The following is a 17,306-nucleotide window of genomic DNA, read 5'->3' as shown; positions in this document are numbered from 1 at the left end:
TGCCTTGGCCCGGCCATTTTGTTGACGGATCAAAGGGATGGTAGTGAGATTGTGAACAGAGAGTGAGCCGGACGAGTCCGCGGCTCGACCATTGGGGAACCCGGGTTGACGGGATTGGTCGAAAGCCGTGCGTTTGGTTGCGCCAACGGGGCCGTGCGGTAGCGATGGGGTCGATCGACAAGTACATCTTCAAAACGACGCTGGCGTCGTTTGCGCTTGTCCTGGTCAGCCTTACCGGCGTGATCTGGATTACCCAGGCGTTGCGCGGCATCGACCTGATGACCAGCCAGGGTCAGACCATCCTCACGTTCCTCGGCATCACCAGCCTCGTGATTCCTGCCCTGGTCCTGATCATCGCCCCGATCGCGCTGATGATCGCGATCTCGCACACGCTCAACAAGCTCGCGACCGATTCCGAGATCATCGTGATGAATGCGGCGGGCTTCTCGCCGTTCCGGCTGTTCCGGCCGTTCTTCTTCGCCACCTGCGTGGTCGCGGCGCTGGTCGCCTTCATCGGCGCCTATCTCGCCCCCGACGGCATGCGTCGAATCAAGCAGTGGGATGCCGAGATCACCGCCGACGTTCTGACCAACATCCTGCAGCCCGGCCGCTTCGCCCAGCTCGATCAGAACCTGACGATTCGGATCCGCGAGCGCCTGCCAGGCGGCGTGCTCGGCGGCGTTTTCGTCGACGATCGCCGCGATCCGCAGCAGCGCGTCACCATCGTCGCCGACCACGGCACCGTGCTGAAGAACGAGAGCGGCTCATATCTCGTGCTGGAGGACGGCAATCTCGAGCGATTCGAAGTCGGCAAGCGCGATCCGACGCTGGTGGTGTTTCAGCGCTACGCTTTCGACATGTCGAAATTCTCGCAAGGCCGCGACGTCACGCTCGGAATTCGCGAGCGCTACCTCTGGGAACTGATGCGGCCGGACGAGAACGACCAGACCTATCAGCAGCTGTCGGGCCAGTTCTTCGCGGAGCTGCATGATCGCTTCATGGCGCCGATCTATCCGTTTGCGTTCGCGGCCCTCACCTTTGCCTTCCTCGGCGCGCCGCGCACCACGCGCCAAAGCCGCAATTTCTCGATTGGCGGCTCGGTATTCGCGGTGTTCGGCCTGCGCATGGTCGGATTCGCCTGCTCCGTCATGGCGGTGAAGACGCCGCTGGCTGCCCTGGTGCAATATCTGATGCTGTTCGCCGGCATCGGCGTCGGGATCTGGATGATCATTGGCGGCGTGGTCGTCGAACCGCCAGCGGCATTGATGGAAGCGATCAACAGGAACAACGAACGCATTGCGCGCCTCTTCCGGAGGCCGGCCACCGCATGAGCATGGTCACAAATACGCTCGGGCGTTATTTTGCCGGCCGCTTCGTCGTCGCGGCGGTGGGCGTGTTCGCGGGCATCTTCGTGCTGCTCGTGCTGGTCGACTACATCGAGATGGTGCGCAAGACGTCGAGCCTCGTCGGGGCCTCCGCGATCACGGTCGCGGAAACCTCGCTGTTCCGCGTGCCGCAACTGCTCGAGAAACTGATGCCGTTCTGCGTGCTGATCGGCGCGATGACCTGCTATCTCGCGCTGTCGCGGCGACTGGAGCTCGTCGTTGCACGCGCTGCCGGCGTCTCGGCCTGGCAATTCATCTCGCCGGCGCTGGTCAGTGCGATCATGCTCGGCATTTTTGCGACGACCGCCTACAATCCCGTGTCGGCCAATCTGCGCGAGCTCTCCAAGCGGATGGAGGCCGAGCTGTTCGGCTCGGCGCCCGGCGGTGGCATCCAGGACGCGTCCGGCTTCTGGCTCAACCAGATCAACGACGAAGGTCAGGCGATCATCAATGCAGCCCGCAGCGAGCAGCAGGGCATCCGGCTGACCGGCCTCACGGTGTTCCGATTCGATACGGCGCTGCAGTTCAAGGAACGAATCGAGGCCCGCGAAGCGACGCTCGAAGAAGGCCGCTGGGCGTTCACGGGAGTACGCCGATACACCCTCGACAAGGCTCCGGTGGATCAGGACACCTTCTACCTGACCACCACCCTGACACCAGCACAGGTGCGCAACAGTTTCTCCACCCCCGAAACTGTGTCCTTTTGGCAACTGCCGAACTACATCCGTTCGTCGGAGAGCTCAGGGTTCGCGACGGCCGGCTATCGCTTGCAGTATCACAAGCTCATCGCACAGCCATTTTTGCTGGCTGCGATGGTGATGTTGGCGGCTTCTGTGAGCCTCCGCTTCTTCCGGATGGGCGGCGTGCAGAAGATGGTTTTGAGTGGCGTGGGCGCAGGCTTTCTGCTCTACGTCCTGTCGAAAGTAACTGAAGATTTGAGCAAGGCTGAGTTGATGCATCCCATCGCTGCGGCGTGGTTGCCTGTCGTTGTGGGTAGCCTCACCGGTTTCTTAGCCTTGCTGTACCAGGAGGACGGGTAGTGGCTACCGTCGCCGCCCGCCAGTTGAGGTCGCCTGTATCCGGGCGGCGCAGTGCCCTGCGCCGTCAACGGAGCCGCATGGCCGCGTTTGGCGTTTCGATTTCTGCTCTGCTTGCCGCGTTCGTCGTGGTCGGCGCGCTCGACGTGGTCGCGTCGACGCCGGCTTCAGCGCAGGCCTTCACCTACAATCCGCGTCCGCCGAAGCCGGTCCGCCCGCCGGCCAAGAATGACGGGCAGATGCTCGTTCAGGCGACCGAGGTCGATTACGACTACAACAACAGCCGCATCTCGGCCGTCGGCAACGTCCAGATGTTCTACAACGGCACCAGCGTCGAGGCCGACAAGGTCATCTACGACCAGAAGACCAAGCGTCTTCATGCCGAAGGCAACATCCGCATGACCGATGCGGAAGGCAAGATCACCTACGCCAACATCCTGGATCTCAGCGACGACTACCGCGACGGGTTCGTCGATTCGCTACGCGTCGACACTGAAGACCAGACCCGCATGGCGGCGACCCGCGCCGATCGATCCAGCGGCAATTACACGGTGTTCGACAACGGCGTTTATACCGCCTGCGCCCCCTGTAAGGATGATCCGAAGAAGCCGCCGCTCTGGCAGGTCAAGGGCGCGCGCATCATCCATGACCAGACCGAGAAGATGCTCTATTTCGAGAACGCCCAGCTCGAATTCTTCGGCGTTCCGATGGCCTACATGCCCTATTTCTCGACGCCCGATCCGACCGTGAAGCGCAAGAGCGGCTTCCTGATGCCGGGCTTCACCACCTACACGGCGTTCGGCTACGGCGTCGAAATCCCGTATTATTGGGCGATCGCGCCTGACATGGACGCGACCTTCAGTCCGCGCATCACCACGAAGCAGGGCGTGCTGCTGCAGACCGAATTCCGCCAGCGCTTCGTGGACGGCTCCTATCAGATCAGGCTTTACGGCATCGACCAGCTCGATCAGGACGCCTTCAAGGGCCAGCCTGGCGACCGCCAATTCCGCTGGGGCGTCGACACCAAGGGCCAGTTCGCGCTGAACGACAAATGGGTCTGGGGCTGGGACGGCGTCGTGCTGTCCGACTACTTCTTCATGTCCGACTACCGGCTCGCCCAGTACAAAGATCCGTTCGGTTCGTTCCTGTCGCTGCCGACGGAAGCGATCTCGCAGCTCTATCTGACCGGCGTCGGCAACCGCAGCTTCTTCGACGCGCGCGCGATCTACTATCTCAGCTACTCGGGCAACCAGAACCAGGTCCCGGTGGTCGCGCCCGTGATCGACTACAATAACGTGATCAACAGCAACATCCTGGGTGGCGAGTTGAGCTACAGGATGAACTTCGTCAACCTGACCCGCGAAACCGCGGTGTTCGATCCGATCACGACGACCGCCAACACCAACGGCCTGTGCTTGACCACGTCCGCGGATCCAATGGCGCGAACCCCGTCGCAGTGCCTGCTGCGCGGCATGCCGGGCACCTACACAAGGCTGACGGCCGAGGCGCAATGGCGCAAGTCCTACACCGACCCGCTCGGCCAGATCTGGACGCCGTTCGCCAGCGTCCGTGCCGATGCGATCAACGCCGACATCTCGAACCAGCCGGGCGTTTCCAACTTCCTGCCGGTCGGCGACACCCAGACGGTCCGCTTGATGCCGACCGTCGGCTTCGAATACCGCTATCCCTTCATCAATGTGCAGCCGTGGGGCACGACCACCGTCGAACCGATCGCGCAGGTCATCATCCGGCCCAACGAACCCGATGCCGGCAAGCTTCCGAACGAGGACGCGCAGAGCCTGGTGTTCGATACCAGCAACCTGTTCGCGGTCGACAAGTTCTCCGGCTACGACCGCGTCGAGGGCGGTAGCCGAGCCAATGTCGGCGTGCAGGCCACCACGCAATTCGACCGCGGCGGCAGCATCAAGGGGATGTTCGGACAGTCCTACCAGATGTTCGGGATGAACTCGTTCGCGGTCGCCGACGTCACCAACACCGGCATCGACTCCGGGCTGCAGAACCCGCGCTCGGATTATGTCGCGAGCCTCGCCTATTCGCCCAACCGCACCTACACCTTCAGCGTCCGCTCGCGGATGGATGAAGCGACCTGGAACATCAACCGGTTCGAGGCAACGGCGAGCGCGAATTTCGACCGCTGGTCGATCGCCGTGACCTACGGCGACTATGCGGCGCAACCGGAACTCGGCTACCTGACGCGCCGCGAGGGCATCCTCACCAGCGGATCGGTCAAGGTGGCGTCGAACTGGGTGGTTCAGGGTGCGGCGCGCTGGGACCTTGAAGCGAACAAGATCAACCAGTATGCCGTCGGCGCGGGCTATGTGGACGACTGCTTCGTGCTGGCTGCCAACTACATCACGTCCTATACCTATCAAGCAGGCTCGCAGCCGCCCGTCCTCAGCCATGCGTTCATGTTCCAGATCGGGCTGCGGACCATCGCCCAGACCTCCACGACCAGCAGTTCGGCTGGCATGCAGTAGCGAGCGAGGAGCTTGAATTGGGGGCTTGTATTGCCCGCGGGCCGGTGGCCCCGGCTTGAATTGGTTTAAACGGCTGACATGACAACAATGACGACCGCTAGCCTGCCAACCCGCTGCCATTCGCTAGTGTTGAGTTCCCTGCTAGCTCTTTTCCTCCTGTTGGGGGGCGGTGCGCGACTGCATGCCCAGACCATCGCCGTGATGGTCAATGGCGAACCCATCACCAGTTTCGACGTCGAGCAGCGCGCCAAGCTGAACGGCCTGACCGGCGGCAAGAATCCCGATCGAAAGGCCATCCTCGACGAACTGATCGACGAGAAGCTGAAGATCAAGGAAGCCAAGAAATTCGGCGTCGATCCCACCGCCAACGATATCGAGCAATCCTATGGCGGCATGGCGCAACGGATGCGGCTGAACAACGACCAGCTGACCAAGGTCCTCGAGAGCAAGGGCATCCGCCCCGATACGCTCAAGCAGCGCATCAGAGCCGACATGGTCTGGACCAGCCTGGTCCGCGGCCGCTTCAAGGAAAGCCTGCAGGTCGGCGAAAGGGACGTCGCCACCGCGGTCAAGGAGACCGGTGATGCCCCCGACGCCGAAGCGTTCGAATACCGGATGCAACCCGTCGTTCTGATCGTGCCCCGCGGCTCTCCGCCATCCGAATTCGAGAACCGCCGCAAGGAAGCGGACACCCTGCGCGAGCGCGTGACCTCCTGCGAGGAAGCCAACACCTTCTTCAAGTCGATGCGCAACGCCGCGATCCGCGAGATCGTCGTAAAGACTTCGGCCGACCTGCCGCAGGCGCTGCGTGACATCCTGGACAAGACCCCGGTCGGCCACCTCACCCCTCCCGAGGTCACCAAGCAGGGCATCGAGATGGTCGCCCTCTGCGGCCGGAAGGCGACCACCGTGGACACGCCGAAGAAGCGTGAGATGCGGGACAAGATGTACGTGCAGAAGTACGAGGCGAAGTCGAAGGCCTACCTGCAGGAAGTCCGGAAAGCCGCGATGATCGAATATCCAGGCGGGCGATGATCGACTATCGTTGACGCATGGCTCAACCTCTCGCACTGACATCCGGCGAGCCCGCAGGCATCGGCCCCGACATCACGCTCGCCGCGTGGCTGCGCCGTCGCGAACTCGATCTTCCGCCGTTCTATCTGCTCGGTGACCGCGCCGCCCTGGCCGAGCGCGCCAAGACGCTGAGGCTTGCCGTCGAGTTTGCCGAGGTCAGCGCCGAGGAGGCATCCGCGGCATTTGCGCGGGCCCTGCCCGTCGTTGCGACCGACAAGGCGGCGACGGCGCGACCGGGCAAGCCGGACGGAACGAGCGCCGATGCCGCGCTGGCGTCGATCCGTCAGGCCGTCGCCGATGTTGCGTCGGGCAAGGCCAGCGCCGTCGTCACCAATCCGATCGCCAAGAACGTGTTGTACCGCGCCGGCTTCCGCCATCCCGGCCACACCGAATTCCTCGCCGAGCTTGCCGCCCGCGGCGGGCCCGCGCCGCAGCCGGTGATGATGTTGTGGTCGCCGGCGCTCGCCGTCGTCCCGGTGACGATCCATGTGTCGGTCCGCGAGGCGCTGGCGCAATTGTCGACCGACCTGATCGTGTCGACCGCGCGGATACTGGTCGCCGACATGAAGGCGCGGTTTGGCCTCGCCTCGCCGCGGCTTGCGGTCGCCGGCCTCAACCCGCATGCCGGTGAAGACGGCACGCTCGGCATGGAAGACATCGAGATCGTCGCGCCCGCGGTCGAGATCCTGCGCCGCGACGGCATTGCCGCCCGAGGCCCGTTGCCGGCCGACACCATGTTCCACGCAGCCGCGCGCAAGACCTATGACTGCGCGCTCTGCATGTATCACGACCAGGCGCTCATCCCGATCAAGACCGTCGCGTTCGAGGACGCCGTCAACGTCACGCTGGGCCTGCCCTTCATCCGGACGTCGCCCGATCACGGCACCGCGTTCGATATCGCCGGCACCGGCAAGGCCAATCCCTCGAGCCTGATCGCCGCGCTCCGGCTCGCCGCGCGTATGGCCGCGGCATCAAGCTAAGTGAGCGCGATCGACGATCTGCCGCCGCTGCGCGACATCATTCGCGAGCATTCGCTGTCGGCGCGCAAATCGCTCGGCCAGAATTTCCTGCTCGATCTCAATCTCACCGCACGCATTGCCCGTGCCGCGGGCCCGCTGGAAGACGCCACCGTGATCGAGGTCGGACCCGGCCCCGGCGGATTGACGCGCGCACTGCTTGCAATGGGCGCCAAGCGCGTCATCGCCATCGAGCGCGACGAACGCGCGATCGATGCACTCGACTACATCGTCAAGCGCTATCCAGGCCGCATCGAGATCGTGCATGGCGACGCGCAGCACTTTGATCCGCGTCCCCTGCTCGATGGCGGCAAGGCCAAGATCGTCGCCAACCTGCCCTACAACATCGCAACCCCGCTCCTGGTCGACTGGCTGTCGATCGAGCCGTGGCCGCCCTGGTACGACACCATGGTGTTGATGTTTCAGCGCGAGGTCGCCGAGCGCATCGTCGCCCATGAGGAAGAGGAAGCCTATGGCAGGCTCGCAGTGCTCGCCAACTGGCGCGCCGAGACCAGGATCCTGTTCGACATTTCGCCCGCAGCCTTCGTGCCGCAGCCGAAGGTCACCTCCTCGGTGGTACGATTGATACCGCGCGCCGCGCCGGAGCCGTGCGACCGCCGCATGCTCGAGCAGGTGGCCGCCGCGGCCTTCGGCCAGCGCCGCAAGATGCTGCGCCAGAGCCTGAAGTCGCTGTCAGTCGACCCGGCGCGGCTTGCTGCCGCAGCCCAGATCGACGCGACACGGCGCGCCGAAACCATTCCGGTCACGGGCTTTGTTGCCATGGCCAGGGAATTGGCCGATATACGGTCCACAAAATAGAACATCAGGAGAAAACGTAATGGCGCGTATGGTTCGCCAATCCCTCGTCAAATTCGATGCACCGCTGTGCGAAACCATCGTGGACACACCCAAGCCGCAGGGACGCGAAGTGCTGGTGCGCATCGAGCGCTGCGGCCTCTGTCATTCCGATCTCCACATCCAGGACGGTTACGCCGATCTCGGCGGCGGCAAGAAGCTCGACACCACCCGCGGCATGACCCTGCCCTTCACGCTCGGCCATGAGATCGCGGGCGTGGTCGACGAGGTCGGTCCCGATGCGCCGAAGGGTCTGGTCGGCACGAAGAAGGCGGTGTTTCCCTGGATCGGCTGCGGCCAGTGCCGCGACTGTCTCGCCGGCGACGAGAATCTCTGCGTCAAACAGCGCTTCCTCGGCGTCTCGATCGACGGCGGCTTCGCCACCCATGTGCTGGTGCCCGACGCGAAATACCTGCTCGATTACGATCCGCTGCCGGTCAATCAGGCCGCCACGCTGATGTGCTCCGGCGTCACGGCTTACGGCGCGCTGAAGCGCCTGGTCGATCGTCCGCGCCAGCGCAATCTGCTGCTGATCGGGCTCGGCGGGGTCGGCATGATGGGCCTGTCGTTTGCGCAGGCGATGTTCAAGCAGCCGATCGCGGTTGCCGATCTCAGCCCGGCGGCGCGCGAGACCGCCCTGAAGAACGGTGCCGCGGCGGCCTACGATCCCGCGGAGCCCGATGTCGTCAAGCGCATGCTGAAGGAGAGCGACGGCGGCTTCGACGGCGTGGTCGACTTCGCCGGCAACGAGAAGTCGATGGCGTTTGCGGTGTCGACGGTCGCACGTGGCGGCAAGATCGTGGTGTCCGGCCTGATGGGCGGCCAGTTCACGCTGCCGATGGTGCAATGGGTCTACAAGCGCATGACCATCGAAGGCTTCATGGTGGGCACGCTGGCCGAAGGCCAGGAGCTGATGGCGCTCGCCCGCGCCGGCAAGATCAAGCCGACCCCGATGAAGGAAGAGCCGATGGCCGACGTCCAGAAGTGGATCGACGAGCTGCGCGCCGGCAAGGTCGTGGGACGCATCGTCCTGAAGAACTAACGAAGACGTCCCGCCGGCGTTGCGATCGCCGGCGGGACGCAACGTTCTCGCAGCAGCAACGCGAGCTTTGGTCCTGCGGAACCTGACAGCCGACCGAGCGATCATTCAGCCCGCGTTCCAGCCTTCAGCCCGCCGCAATTGCGGTGCGAGGCGAGCCTCAATTAAGCCCTACCCGTTCCGGATTTGCGGCGCATTGCGACCCAACTCTTTACCGAGATTGGCTGCACCAGCGTTTGCGTAAAAAGAAATACCGGGGACGCGTATGTCAAATCGTTCAGCGAAATTCGCTGCGGCGCTTGCCGTCAGCATGTTGGCTGGTGCCAACCTCACGGCCATGGCCCAGACCGCCGCCACGGCGAGCACCAATACGGCGAATGCGAAGACCGCAGATAGCTGTCTGTCCGCGCCGAAGGGAACCGCGCCGGCGGGGAGCCACTGGTTCTACCATCTCGACCGCAGCACCAAGAAGCAATGCTGGTATCTTGGTGACGCCAAGACCAAGACCGTCGCCAAGACCGCGACGACGCAGCAACAGCCCGCGGCCGCCGCGCCGGACACCACGACCGCCGATGCAACGCCGCCACAGAGCCAGCCAGCGCCCCAGCCGGCCATGCGCAAATCCGTCGCCGACGCGCATGCCGAGTGGCCCTCCCCGCAGGCCGCAACCGCGCCGGTCGCGAGCGCAGACGCCGGTCAGTCCGGCACTGCGGCGACGACCGCCCCGGCGGCGTCCGCCGCGCCCGCCGGCGCCAACGCCCAGGCGTCGGAGGTGAACGCCCGATGGCTGGATGCATCGAGCATGGCCGGAACCAACGGAACCCGGCACGCCGCAGACCAGCCAACCGTAGTTGCACAGGCCGATGCAACGCCGCAACAAACGGCCGCGCCGGCACCAGCCGCCCCCGTGACAATGGAGGCGTCCGCCGAGAAGTCGTCGTCCTCGACGCAGATGCTGCTGATCGTGATGGTCGGCGCATTGGCGCTGGCGGGCCTGGTCAGCGCGCTGGTGTTCCGGCTGACCCGCATGCGTACGCCGCCCTACCAGATCAGCGACGAATGGCGTGCGCCCTGGGATTCACTCCACACCGAGCCGGCGCCGCCGATGGCAGTGGTCAGCCGCGACCGTCCGCTGCGCCTGTCGGAGGCGACGCCGCGCCGGTCGGAGACACCGGTTCCGCGCCGCGCCGAGACGCCGGTTGCTCGCCGCGAGAGGCCGCGCGAGGCGGATCAAACCGAGCAAGACAACAAGCAGATCGCGGCGATGCTGCAGCGACTGGCGCGCAGCGTGGCGAACTAGAATCGCGCTCAGGAAAGCAGATGAGACGTGATTCGATCCCCGGGTCGCATCACTGTTCCGGTCGCGCTACTTCTCGAGCTGACGCTGCAGGCCGCGGACGAACTCGGTGAGGCCGGTGCGGCGCTCTCGCTTGAGACGCTCGGCCTTCAGGATCGACTGCACCTCGGCAAAGGCGTCGTCGACGTTCTGGTTGACGACGATGTAGTCATATTCCGCCCAGTGGCTCAGCTCATGGGTGGCGCGGTTCATCCGCCCGCGGATGACTTCATCGGAATCCTGCGCACGGGTGTGCAGCCGCTTCTCGAGGTCGGCGGCTGACGGCGGCAGGATGAAAACGCTGACCACGTCGGCCCGCGCCTTCTCGCGCAATTGCTGGGTGCCCTGCCAATCGATGTCGAACAGCACATCCTCGCCGGCCCCGAGCGCAGCCTCGACCGGCGCGCGCGGCGTGCCGTAGCGGTTGTCGAACACGGTGGCCCATTCCAGCAGCTCACCCTGCTTGGCCATTGCCTCGAACTTGGTCTTGTCGACGAAGAAATAGTCGCGGCCCTCGACCTCGCCCGGCCGCTTCGGCCGCGTGGTCGCCGACACCGACATCTTCAAGCCCGGCATCCGCTCGATCAGCATGCGCGACAGCGTCGTCTTGCCGGCGCCCGAGGGCGACGACAGGACGAACATCAGTCCGCGCCGCTCAACGCCGTCAAAACCCTGCGCCGTCATCGTTCACTCCAGATTCTGGACCTGTTCGCGGAACTGCTCGACCACGTTCTTCATTTCAAGGCCGGTATTGGTCAGCTCGACGTCGTTCGACTTCGAGCAGCAGGTGTTGACTTCGCGATTGAACTCCTGGGCGAGGAAGTCGAGCCGGCGCCCGACCGGTCCGCCCTTGCCGATCATCTCGCGCGCCTGGCCGATGTGCGAGGCGATGCGGTCGAGCTCCTCGCGGATATCGGCTTTGGTGGCGATCAGGATCGCCTCCTGGCTCAGCCGGTCGGCATCGAAGCGATCGGAGGTCTCCAGCAATGCCGCGATCTGCTCGGCAAGCCGCGCCTTGATCGCCTCCGGCTTGCGGCCGGGAGCCGTCTCGGCGCGCTTGGCGAGCCGCTCGATCTCGTCCATGCGCTGCATCAGGATCTGGCCAAGCGCATCGCCCTCGCGGCGGCGCATCTCCACGAGGCTGCCGAGCGCCTGCTCGAACGCCTTCGCGGCGGCCTCGCGCGCCGCCTTGTCCTCGTCCTCGTTGCTGTCAGGCTCGACCACCTCGATGACGCCCTTGATGCCGAGCAATCCGTCGATGCTCGGCGCCACCGCGTCGATCCGCTGCGCGAGCTCACCTGCGACCTTCACGACCGCGGCCAGCACGTCCTCATTGATCCGGATGGTCTGCGCCGCATCGGTGCGCTTGACGCTGAGATTGGCGTAGACCGTGCCGCGCGACAGCAACTCGCCGGCCCGCTTCTTGGCGAGGGCTTCCAGTTCGTCCCAGCCCGGCGGCAGCCGCAACCGCAGGTCAAAGCCCTTGGCGTTGACCGACTTCAGCTCCCACTCGAACGTATAGGGACCGCTCGCGCCATGGCTTCGGGCAAAGCCGGTCATGCTCGATAGCGCCATCGCGTGAAACTCTCCAACAGAAGGATATGGGACTCACCCGGAGACGACGAGACTCGTGGGCAGCCGGTACGACCTTAAAACGGATTCCGTGAAAGTGGAATTACGTTCCACCCTCGGGAAATGCTGAGCTACGGCATGATCCGGAAAAGCGTGAAGCGGTTTTCCCTCGCGACAAACGCGAAGCGTTTGCGCGGAGATCATGCTCGAACAAGAAGCTAAAGTGCAATGATCTCATCGCGCTTTAGCGCTGCACAACGGGCGGCGAAGTGGTCTGCTGGGCTGCGCCCTGGCGACCGCTGCGCAGCGGTTTCTTCTGATTGGTGGGCTTCGGCGGCGTGGCCGCCGTGGGATTGGTGTCGGCCGCGCCGGGCGCCGCGGCGGCTGGCGCCGGATCATCCGCGGGCTCGACGGTGTCGTTCTGGATCTGCTTTTCCGACGCGCGCAGCTTGGCGACGTTCTTGGCGTGCTGGTCGTAGGTTTCGGTAAAGGCGTGGCCGCCGGTTCCATCGGCAACGAAGAACAGGTCGCGGGTGCGCGCCGGATTGGCGGTGGCCTCCAGCGAGGCGCGGCCGGGATTGGCGATCGGTCCCGGCGGCAGGCCGTCGATCACATAGGTGTTGTAGGGCGACGGCTGCGTGATCTCGCTGCGCTTGATCGGACGCCCCAGCGTTCCCTTGCCGCCCACCAGTCCGTAGATGATGGTCGGGTCGGACTGCAGCTTCATCCTCTGCCGCAGGCGGTTGACGAACACGGCGGCGACACGGCTGCGCTCGTCAGCGCGGCCGGTTTCCTTCTCGACGATCGAGGCCAGCGTCACCAGTTGGTCTGGCGATTTCAGCGGCGAATCGGTGTTGCGGCGTTCCCAGATCTCGGCGAGCACGCGCTTCTGCGCCTGCTGCAGGCGCTGGATCACCTGGTCTCGCGTGGTGCCGCGCGGGAATTTGTAGGTCTCCGGCAACAGCGTGCCCTCGCGCGGAATCTCGCGCACCGAGCCGGTGAAGATGTCGTTGTCGGTGAGCCGCGTCACGATCTGCTCCGAGGTCAGACCTTCCGGGATCGTGATGGCGTGCTGCACCACCTTGCCGTCGACGATGGTGGCGATGACGTCGCGCAGGCTGGCATTCTTCTGGAACGAATATTCGCCGGGCTTCAGATCGGAGCTCGCCTTCAACGCAAACACGCTGCCGATGAAGACCCACGGATTCACGTTGATCACGCCCTCGCGCGACAGCACGTCGGCGATGTCACGCTTGCCGGCGCGCGCGGGGATGTTGACGACCTTGTCTTCCTGCAGCGGCCCCGGCGATTCCAGCGTCTGCTTGCCGTAGTAATAGGTGGCGCCGGCGCCGATCATCAGGATGATCAGGATGGTGAAGATGGCATTTCCGACGATCACGAAAGGATTGCGGGCACGATCCGAGCGCTTGGGCGGCGGCGGAACCTGCTCGGGCTCCAGCGCGGCACGTGGACTCCTTGGTGAAATGGGCGGCCTCTCACTCATCGATGCAAACCAATATCCTGCCGGCTGAATCGTGGCCGGACAAACCCCTGCCCTGCCAATAGCATACGCCCGCTATTAGGAGTCACCGCGGAATACGGCAAAACGGTGGACTAGTTCTAAAGTCCCGTTCCGATCACATCGGAACGGGACTTTAGATTCTTATTTTGACGCGTTTTCTTCACGCGAATCGGTACCCAGTACCCACTTCGCTCGAAAACGCTCTAACGACCTACTAATTGGTCACGCGCTGCACGATCACGGAGGCATTTGTGCCGCCGAAACCGAAGGAATTGGACAGCGCCACATTCACGTCACGCTTGCGCGACGTGTGCGGCACAAGATCGATCGCCGTTTGCACCGACGGATTGTCGAGATTGATGGTCGGCGGCACCACGTTATCGCGAATCGCCAGCACCGCGAAGATCGCCTCGATCGCACCGGCCGCGCCGAGCAGATGTCCGGTCGCCGACTTGGTCGACGACATCGAAACCTTCGAAGCCGCGTTGCCGAGCAGACGCTCGACCGCGCCGAGCTCGATCTCGTCGCCGACCTGCGTCGAGGTGCCGTGCGCATTGATGTAGTCGAGATCGGATGCGACGAGACCGGCGCGCTTCAGCGCCATGCTCATGCTGCGGAAGCCGCCATTGCCGTCCGGCGGCGGCGAGGTGATGTGGAAGGCATCGCCCGACAGGCCGTAGCCGGTGACCTCGGCATAGATCTTCGCACCACGCCGTTTGGCGTGCTCGTATTCCTCGAGCACGAGGATGCCGGCACCCTCGCCCATCACGAAGCCATCGCGATCCTTGTCGTAGGGCCGCGATGCCTTTTCCGGCGTGTCGTTGAAGCCGGTGGACAGCGCCCGCGCCGCGCAGAAGCCTGCGATGCCGATGCGGGAGATCGGCGATTCGGCGCCACCTGCGAGCATCACGTCGGCGTCGCCAAGCGCGATCAGCCGCGCCGCATCGCCGACCGCGTGCGCGCCGGTCGAGCACGCGGTGACGACCGCATGATTGGGCCCTTTCAGGCCGTGCTCGATCGAGACGTAGCCGGACGCCAGATTGATCAGGCGGCCCGGAATGAAGAAGGGAGAGATCCTGCGCGGCCCACGCTCCTTCAGCAGAACCGCAGTCTCGGCGATGCCGGTGAGGCCGCCGATGCCGGAGCCGATCATCGTGCCGGTGGCGAACTGGTCCTCATCGGACTTCGGATGCCAGTCGGCATCGTCGAGCGCCTGCTTGGCCGCGCACATCGCGTAGAGGATGAAGTCGTCGACCTTGCGCTGGTCCTTCGGCTCCATCCACTGATCCGGATTGAAGGTGCCGTTGGAGCCGTCGCCGCGCGGAATGTAGCAGGCGACCTGACTCGGGAGGTCGGACACTTCGAAGGTGTCGATCTTCTTGCCGCCGCTGTCGCCGGCGAGTATGCGCGCCCAGGTTGCGTCAACGCCGCAGCCGAGCGGCGTAAGCATGCCCAGCCCCGTGACGACAACTCGTCTCATTTCCACGTCTCCGGCCGGCAATGCGCCGCTAATAATAAGAAGCCGGGGGACCGCTCGATCACGGTCCGTCCGGCCCCGTCAACTTCGCGATCGGCGTCAGCTCTTCGCGTTCTTCTCGAGAAACTTGGTCGCGTCGCCCACGGTCAGAATCGTCTCCGCCGCGTCGTCGGGAATCTCGCAACCGAATTCTTCTTCGAAAGCCATCACGAGCTCGACCGTGTCGAGGCTGTCGGCGCCGAGGTCATCGATGAAGCTCGCGCTATCGACCACCTTCTCGGGTTCGACACCAAGGTGCTCGACCACAATCTTCTTAACCCGCTCGCCAATCTCACTCATCGTTCAACCTCGTTGTTCCATTGGACCCGACCCCAAGACGATACGAGCCATCGTGGTCGTCTCGATTACTCAGTCGCGCATAGTCTTGATTCGGCCCGGTCGTAGCCGACTAAAGCCCCGGCGAACGGCAGGCGTCGCCACGCCAATATACAGGGTTTCAAAATCCTGCAATGGCGTTCTTTGCCCATCCATGGGGGGTTCAGCTATCATACTTCCCAAGCCTTGACTATACGCCTGAACCGGCTCTCGAAAACGGCTTTTCGCCGCATTGCGAGAGCCAGCAACCAGCTCAAATCATAGCCATCCCGCCGTTGACGTGAATCGTCTGTCCGGTGACGTAGGCGGCCTCGTTCGAGGCCAGATAGACCGCTGCCGCAGCGATATCCTCGGGCGTTCCGAGTCGCGCCGCAGGAACCTTCGCCAGGATGGCTTCGCGCTGCTTGTCGTTGAGCGCATCCGTCATCGGCGTCTTGATGAAGCCCGGCGCGATGCAATTCGCGGTCACGCCGCGCTTGGCGTATTCGGCGCCCAGCGTCTTGATCAGGCCGATGATGCCGGCCTTCGACGCGGTGTAGTTGCCCTGCCCGGGATTGCCGGTGACGCCGACGATCGAGGTGATCGCGATGATGCGGCCGAAGCGCTTGCGCATCATCAATTTCGTCGCCGCGCGCGCCAGGCGGAATGTCGCAGTCAGGTTGACCGCAATCACGTCGTCCCAATCCTCGTCGCGCAGCTGCACGAATAGGTTGTCGCGGGTGATGCCGGCATTCGCAACCAGGATGTCGACCTGCCCCATCGCGGCTTCCGCCGCCGGCACCAGCGCCTCGACGTCATCCTTGCTCGAGAGATTGCACGGCAGCACATGAACGCGCTCGCCGAGCTTGGCCGCGAAGCCGTCCAGCACCTCGCGCCGCGTCCCCGAAATCGCGACCGTCGCGCCCTGCGCATGCAGCGCCTGCGCGATCGCGCCACCGATGCCGCCGGTTGCGCCCGTCACGAGCGCCGTCTTGCCAGTCAGATCAAACATCGAATTCTCCTTCCGGCTGCTTTACGCCGATGCTGCCAGCGCATCCTTGGCCGCAGCAATATCGTTCGGGCCGCCGACGGACACGCCGACCGCGCCATCGGCGATGCGCTTGACGAGGCCGCTCAGCACCTTGCCGGCGCCGATCTCGAAGAACCGCGTCACGCCCTGGCCGGCCATATAGGCAACCGACTCGCGCCAGCGAACCGTCCCCGTGACCTGCTCGACCAGGCGGCGGCGGATCTCGTCGGGATCGGTGATGGCGGAAGCCAGCACGTTGGAGACCAGCGGCGCCGCGGGCGCCTTGATGGTGACGCCGGCCAGCGCCTCTGCCATCGCATCGGCCGCCGGCTGCATCAGCTTGCAGTGGAACGGCGCCGACACCGGCAGCAGCATGGCGCGCTTCGCGCCCTTGGTCTTGGCGATCTCGACCGCGCGATCGACGGCCGCCTTGTCGCCGGAGACCACCACCTGGCCACCGCCATTGTCGTTGGCGGCTTGGCAGACCTGGCCCTGTGCCGCCTCGTTGGCGACCGCGACCGCCGCCTCGTAATCGAGGCCGAGCAGCGCCGCCATCGCACCGGCGCCGACCGGCACCGCCTTCTGCATGGCAAGCCCGCGGGTCCGGAGCAGCCGCGCAGTGTCGCTGACCGTCAGGCTGCCGGCGGCGGCAAGCGCCGAATACTCGCCGAGCGAGTGCCCGGCAACGAAGGCCGCGTTGCGACCAACGGAGAAGCCGGCCTCGCTCTCGAGCACGCGCAACGTGGCGATCGAGACCGCCATCAGCGCCGGCTGGGCATTTTCGGTCAGTTGCAATGTCTCGCCCGGACCATCCCAGATGATCGCGGTCAGCTTCTCGCCCAATGCGGAATCGACCTCGTCGAACACGGCCTTCGCGACCGGAAAGGCGTCGGCCAGGGCCTTGCCCATGCCAACCGCCTGCGAGCCCTGCCCGGGAAACGTGAATGCTGCCGTCATCGGCGCTCCCTGCCTTGTTGAGCGTGATCCCCGCGCAAGCGCCGCGCCTGCCGCAGGGGAAAACGGTATCCCGTCGCGCGAAACGCGCCACAGCGGGTCCGGACCCTGCCTTGCAACCGGCCTCGGACCGGGCCGTAAGACACTGATGGGGGGC

At 64.7% G+C, this 17,306-nt stretch carries 15 protein-coding genes; 8 read left to right on the top strand and 7 right to left on the bottom strand.

What is annotated here, in order from left to right:
* Positions 1 to 164: 164 nt before the first annotated feature.
* The 8 genes from lptF to HAP47_RS18150 all read left to right on the top strand — a co-directional run bounded on the left by lptF (position 165) and on the right by HAP47_RS18150 (position 10,204).
* Positions 165 to 1,331 carry an LPS export ABC transporter permease LptF gene (gene lptF, locus HAP47_RS18185; protein WP_173643205.1) on the top strand — a complete coding sequence of 389 codons (1,167 nt, stop codon included), beginning with the start codon at positions 165 to 167 and terminating at the stop codon, positions 1,329 to 1,331.
* Entirely contained in the window at positions 1,328 to 2,425 is a 1,098-nt protein-coding gene (gene lptG, locus HAP47_RS18180) for an LPS export ABC transporter permease LptG (protein ID WP_173643204.1), read from the top strand. The genes lptF and lptG overlap by 4 nt, the downstream gene beginning before the upstream one ends.
* Positions 2,426 to 2,502: 77 nt before the next feature.
* The gene (locus tag HAP47_RS18175) at positions 2,503 to 4,920 is read left to right on the top strand and encodes an LPS-assembly protein LptD (protein ID WP_173643203.1); all 2,418 of its coding nucleotides are present in this window, start codon (positions 2,503 to 2,505) and stop codon (positions 4,918 to 4,920) included.
* Positions 4,921 to 5,007: 87 nt separating this feature from the next.
* Entirely contained in the window at positions 5,008 to 5,955 is a 948-nt protein-coding gene (locus HAP47_RS18170) for a SurA N-terminal domain-containing protein (protein WP_173643202.1), read from the top strand.
* Positions 5,956 to 5,972: 17 nt separating this feature from the next.
* Positions 5,973 to 6,974, top strand: coding sequence for a 4-hydroxythreonine-4-phosphate dehydrogenase PdxA (gene pdxA, locus HAP47_RS18165; protein ID WP_173643201.1), 1,002 nt, complete (start codon positions 5,973 to 5,975; stop codon positions 6,972 to 6,974).
* Positions 6,975 to 7,829 carry a 16S rRNA (adenine(1518)-N(6)/adenine(1519)-N(6))-dimethyltransferase RsmA gene (rsmA, locus tag HAP47_RS18160; RefSeq protein WP_173643200.1) on the top strand — a complete coding sequence of 285 codons (855 nt, stop codon included), beginning with the start codon at positions 6,975 to 6,977 and terminating at the stop codon, positions 7,827 to 7,829.
* 19 nt (positions 7,830 to 7,848) lie between these two features.
* Positions 7,849 to 8,907, top strand: a complete 1,059-nt coding sequence (locus HAP47_RS18155; protein WP_173643199.1) for an alcohol dehydrogenase — start codon at positions 7,849 to 7,851, stop codon at positions 8,905 to 8,907.
* Between the two features lie 262 nt (positions 8,908 to 9,169).
* Positions 9,170 to 10,204: a hypothetical protein gene (locus HAP47_RS18150; protein WP_173643198.1), complete on the top strand. Its 1,035-nt coding sequence runs from the start codon at positions 9,170 to 9,172 to the stop codon at positions 10,202 to 10,204.
* Positions 10,205 to 10,270: 66 nt separating this feature from the next.
* Here the strand turns inward: HAP47_RS18150 and gmk are convergent, their stop codons facing one another.
* From gmk to fabD, 7 genes are all read right to left on the bottom strand, one after another.
* Positions 10,271 to 10,924 (bottom strand): guanylate kinase, encoded by a 654-nt coding sequence (gmk, locus tag HAP47_RS18145; protein ID WP_173643197.1) that lies wholly within the window; start codon positions 10,922 to 10,924, stop codon positions 10,271 to 10,273.
* A 3-nt stretch (positions 10,925 to 10,927) separates the two neighbouring features.
* The gene (locus tag HAP47_RS18140) at positions 10,928 to 11,815 is read right to left on the bottom strand and encodes a YicC/YloC family endoribonuclease (RefSeq protein ID WP_173643196.1); all 888 of its coding nucleotides are present in this window, start codon (positions 11,813 to 11,815) and stop codon (positions 10,928 to 10,930) included.
* Positions 11,816 to 12,056: 241 nt separating this feature from the next.
* Positions 12,057 to 13,316: an endolytic transglycosylase MltG gene (gene mltG, locus HAP47_RS18135; protein ID WP_173643195.1), complete on the bottom strand. Its 1,260-nt coding sequence runs from the start codon at positions 13,314 to 13,316 to the stop codon at positions 12,057 to 12,059.
* A gap of 232 nt (positions 13,317 to 13,548) precedes the next feature.
* Positions 13,549 to 14,814, bottom strand: a complete 1,266-nt coding sequence (gene fabF, locus HAP47_RS18130; protein ID WP_173643194.1) for a beta-ketoacyl-ACP synthase II — start codon at positions 14,812 to 14,814, stop codon at positions 13,549 to 13,551.
* A gap of 96 nt (positions 14,815 to 14,910) precedes the next feature.
* Positions 14,911 to 15,150: an acyl carrier protein gene (locus tag HAP47_RS18125; protein ID WP_002716125.1), complete on the bottom strand. Its 240-nt coding sequence runs from the start codon at positions 15,148 to 15,150 to the stop codon at positions 14,911 to 14,913.
* 289 nt (positions 15,151 to 15,439) lie between these two features.
* A complete protein-coding gene (gene fabG / locus HAP47_RS18120; protein WP_173643193.1) occupies positions 15,440 to 16,177 on the bottom strand; it encodes a 3-oxoacyl-[acyl-carrier-protein] reductase in 738 nt (245 codons plus the stop codon).
* A gap of 21 nt (positions 16,178 to 16,198) precedes the next feature.
* Complete coding sequence (fabD, locus tag HAP47_RS18115; RefSeq protein ID WP_173643192.1) at positions 16,199 to 17,152, bottom strand: ACP S-malonyltransferase; 954 nt, start codon at positions 17,150 to 17,152, stop codon at positions 16,199 to 16,201.
* Between the last annotated feature and the right edge of the window lie 154 nt (positions 17,153 to 17,306).

Source organism: Bradyrhizobium sp. 41S5 (assembly GCF_011516665.3).
GTDB lineage: Bacteria > Pseudomonadota > Alphaproteobacteria > Rhizobiales > Xanthobacteraceae > Bradyrhizobium > Bradyrhizobium quebecense.
Note: the sequence above shows the minus strand (reverse complement) of the source record. Positions and strands in the feature narration are given on the sequence as shown.

What these genes read in the sequence shown, in the direction of transcription:
- lptF (WP_173643205.1), top strand. Translation starts at nt 165, where the DNA reads ATGGGGTCGATCGACAAGTACATCTTCAAAACGACGCTGGCGTCGTTT.
- lptG (WP_173643204.1), top strand. Translation starts at nt 1,328, where the DNA reads ATGAGCATGGTCACAAATACGCTCGGGCGTTATTTTGCCGGCCGCTTC.
- HAP47_RS18175 (WP_173643203.1), top strand. Translation starts at nt 2,503, where the DNA reads ATGGCCGCGTTTGGCGTTTCGATTTCTGCTCTGCTTGCCGCGTTCGTC.
- HAP47_RS18170 (WP_173643202.1), top strand. Translation starts at nt 5,008, where the DNA reads ATGACGACCGCTAGCCTGCCAACCCGCTGCCATTCGCTAGTGTTGAGT.
- pdxA (WP_173643201.1), top strand. Translation starts at nt 5,973, where the DNA reads ATGGCTCAACCTCTCGCACTGACATCCGGCGAGCCCGCAGGCATCGGC.
- HAP47_RS18155 (WP_173643199.1), top strand. Translation starts at nt 7,849, where the DNA reads ATGGCGCGTATGGTTCGCCAATCCCTCGTCAAATTCGATGCACCGCTG.
- HAP47_RS18150 (WP_173643198.1), top strand. Translation starts at nt 9,170, where the DNA reads ATGTCAAATCGTTCAGCGAAATTCGCTGCGGCGCTTGCCGTCAGCATG.
- gmk (WP_173643197.1), bottom strand. Translation starts at nt 10,924, where the DNA reads ATGACGGCGCAGGGTTTTGACGGCGTTGAGCGGCGCGGACTGATGTTC.
- HAP47_RS18140 (WP_173643196.1), bottom strand. Translation starts at nt 11,815, where the DNA reads ATGGCGCTATCGAGCATGACCGGCTTTGCCCGAAGCCATGGCGCGAGC.
- mltG (WP_173643195.1), bottom strand. Translation starts at nt 13,316, where the DNA reads ATGAGTGAGAGGCCGCCCATTTCACCAAGGAGTCCACGTGCCGCGCTG.
- fabF (WP_173643194.1), bottom strand. Translation starts at nt 14,814, where the DNA reads ATGAGACGAGTTGTCGTCACGGGGCTGGGCATGCTTACGCCGCTCGGC.
- HAP47_RS18125 (WP_002716125.1), bottom strand. Translation starts at nt 15,150, where the DNA reads ATGAGTGAGATTGGCGAGCGGGTTAAGAAGATTGTGGTCGAGCACCTT.
- fabG (WP_173643193.1), bottom strand. Translation starts at nt 16,177, where the DNA reads ATGTTTGATCTGACTGGCAAGACGGCGCTCGTGACGGGCGCAACCGGC.
- fabD (WP_173643192.1), bottom strand. Translation starts at nt 17,152, where the DNA reads ATGACGGCAGCATTCACGTTTCCCGGGCAGGGCTCGCAGGCGGTTGGC.